The 2,775-nt window shown below is 32.9% G+C and carries 5 protein-coding genes; 2 read left to right on the forward strand and 3 right to left on the reverse strand.

Annotation, left to right across the window (positions count from 1 at the left end; all coding sequences use genetic code 11):
- Together HNP68_RS06350 and HNP68_RS06355 are read right to left on the reverse strand one after the other, a co-directional pair.
- The coding region (locus tag HNP68_RS06350; protein ID WP_183221568.1) for an RNA-guided endonuclease TnpB family protein at positions 1 to 802 on the reverse strand (802 nt) is incomplete at its 3' end.
- Between the two features lie 44 nt (positions 803 to 846).
- Complete coding sequence (locus HNP68_RS06355; RefSeq protein WP_235684960.1) at positions 847 to 1,776, reverse strand: hypothetical protein; 930 nt, start codon at positions 1,774 to 1,776, stop codon at positions 847 to 849.
- Positions 1,777 to 1,779: 3 nt separating this feature from the next.
- Here HNP68_RS06355 and HNP68_RS06360 point away from each other — a divergent pair, with 3 nt between their 5' ends.
- The gene (locus HNP68_RS06360; protein WP_183221570.1) at positions 1,780 to 2,190 is read left to right on the forward strand and encodes a hypothetical protein; all 411 of its coding nucleotides are present in this window, start codon (positions 1,780 to 1,782) and stop codon (positions 2,188 to 2,190) included.
- Positions 2,191 to 2,214: 24 nt separating this feature from the next.
- Positions 2,215 to 2,502 carry a hypothetical protein gene (locus tag HNP68_RS06365; protein WP_235684961.1) on the forward strand — a complete coding sequence of 96 codons (288 nt, stop codon included), beginning with the start codon at positions 2,215 to 2,217 and terminating at the stop codon, positions 2,500 to 2,502.
- Between the two features lie 43 nt (positions 2,503 to 2,545).
- On the opposite strand, the gene HNP68_RS07055 is transcribed toward HNP68_RS06365, so the two are convergent.
- A partial coding sequence (locus tag HNP68_RS07055; protein ID WP_221240670.1) for a hypothetical protein occupies positions 2,546 to 2,775 on the reverse strand: 230 nt, incomplete at its 5' end.

A 2,775-nucleotide genomic window follows, 5' to 3' on the forward strand; every position in this document is an offset into this window, starting at 1 on the left:
AATTAACTACAAAATAATAAGATAATTTATGTAGAAAATCTTTTCTTTGATTTGAAATTTTCCTATGCAACTTGGCAACTCTTAATCTAGATTTAACTCTATTTTTAGAGCCCTTTTGTTTTTTTGATAGTTTTCTTTGGTATTTCTTAAGCTTGGATTCATTTTTTAGTAAATATTTAGGATGATTGATTTTCTCACCTTCACTACTTACTAAAAAATGCCTCATGCTCATATCGATACCAACTATCTCTTTTTTATCACCTTTAGTTTTATCATTATTTTTAATATCTAAGCACTCAACTGCTACTGAAACATAATATTTATCATCAGTATCTTTTTCTACTACTACATTTTTAATAACTTCATTACTCTTAATATTCCTATGTAGAGCTAACTTTACAAACCCTATTTTGGGTAATTTTATATAATTATTTTCTATTCTTATAGAGTTTTTTTGATTAATAGTTCTAAAAGTTTGTCTATTTTTTTTACTTTTATATTTAGGAAATCCTTGCGTTCTATTTCCTTTTTTAATTTCTCTAAAAAAATTACTATATGCAGAATGTAAGTCAACCCATGCACTAGATAGGGCTAAACTATCAACTTCCTTTAAAAATGGAAATTCATTTTTATACTTACTTGGATTAACACTAAGACTTTCCTTATTCTTTTCATAATAATCTTTCTTATCACTTAACATTTTGTTATACACAAATCTTACGCATCCAAATACCTTTGAAAAATATTTCTTTTGATTGGTGTTAGGATATATTCTGTACTTATAAGCTTTATTAGCACTCATTATTTTTTAAATTATTATATTATATATTAACTTACGTTGCAAATTCATCTCCACCTAAATTTCATAGAAATTATAGATGGAGTATTCTTTGCTTTTTTTGATAAACTTTTTGCAGTATTCTTAGCTTTCTCAGCTATTTGTTTTAGTGCGTTTTGGTTGGTTTCACTTAGTTTGTCGAATTTGGCTTTGTGATCATCTACGAATTTCTTGTACAGTGCTTGAATTTGGGATTCCATCTTTTCTTCAGCACTTTTTCTTGCTTTTGCTGGAAGTAGCATTGTTTCCCACTCTAAGGCTAGTATTTCTTTTTGCAAATCTTTTTGAGCCTGGACAAAAGATCGATCCAATGCAGCATTACTATATTCCTTAACTTGTTTTTCGAGTGCAGCTACAATTTTTCTGTTAGATTCATTCAGAGTTGTGAAACTTTTTCCATATTTTTCCACAAAATTTTTGTTCTTTTCGTTAATTTCATCATTTAGTTTCTGTAATGCGCTTTCTTGATCTGCATGGGGTAGGGTTAATAGTATTTTTCTTTCACGACTTTCTTTTTCTTTTAGTAATTCTTGGTACTCATTCACAAAGTCATAATTGGAGTTATTGAATTCGTTTACTGATTTTTCAACCCCAACTAAAATTTTCTTGTTCTCATCCGATAACTCATCAAAACTTTCGGAGTACTTTTTTAGAAATTCTTGATTTTTTGTTTTGATTGTTTTTTCAAGATCCCTTAAGGCTTTTTCTCGCTCCACGCCAACTTTATTGTAAATTTTTCTTTGGGCTACAAATATGTCGTCTTGTAATTTACTGTAGTCTTGCTCCATCTGTTTGTTGTAGTCAGTTTTTGCGTTTGGATCAACTTTTTTGTCTCTTTCGGGTTCGGGACTGGAAGCATCTTCTTTCTTTTCTTCCTTCTTCCAAAAAGTAACAAAATTTTTCAATTTTTCGTATGCTTTGCCGACCATGTCAATCAATTTTTGAACCCATTTGATGATCTGATTTGGAAAGAGCGATTCACTGAATTTGTAAGTAAAAAGGTTCATAACATCGATTATGTGAAAAAAGTTCTTGAAATGGAAGCTAGAGAGAGAGAAATTCGTAGTAGGGAGCGGTTAGAAAGATTGAACAACAAACAGGTTCAGTCTGATGAACAAATACCAGATTCAGTAAATCACGAGCAAGATAGTGTAAATATGGGCGTGCCGCCGCAGCATCAGCAGTCGCAGCAGTCGCAGCAGCCTCAGCAGCCCCAGCAGCCTCAGCAGCTGCCTCATAGAAAACTTTACGAAAGAGTACATACAAAAGGCATTGCTAAGGATTGTTCGGGGTTTAAGTCTCTAAAGGGGCTTACACTTGATAGTTTAGGAATTAGTAAAAAAGCAATTTGAGCCTAAGTGGCTTTAGGAGGTAAAATGAAAATAAGAATGAAGCATTTAGTAAGAAGTCTTTACATAAGAAGGGACAGAATTTGGGATGTTTACATGAGCTCAGAGGTCCAAAATAAAGCTAAAGACAGTAGCATCAAAAATTTCCCGCGTCTAGGACCAGAGGATTTTGATTATGATTATTTGTATAAGTATGTATGTGAATGGATCAAAACAAAGTACGATGGTAAAGCCGGCTGGTTCAAATTTGAAAAAGTTGATAATCGTGAATATATTTGCATTGCAAGAAGGTATTCCAGTATTAAAAAATATTAACCAAAATCATCAAAGATTACAAAGATGTGTTCATCAAAGGACTTCAGGATGGTGCTGGTGCTCCAGCTTCTGGTAGAAGCGGAAGATCAGCAAGGTCGGCGCCGGAATCAGGACCAGGACCAGAATTAGTACTAGGATCAGGATCATTACCAGGATCAGGACTAGAACCAGGATCAGGATCAGGACAAAGAAAAAATCCAAATCCAGCAGCAAAGGGGTAGCATATTAGCTTTAGAATAGTAAAAAGGGTAGGAAAATTCCCAGGGAAAAACC

Source organism: Borreliella yangtzensis (assembly GCF_014201775.1).
Taxonomy (GTDB): Bacteria; Spirochaetota; Spirochaetia; order Borreliales; family Borreliaceae; genus Borreliella; species Borreliella yangtzensis.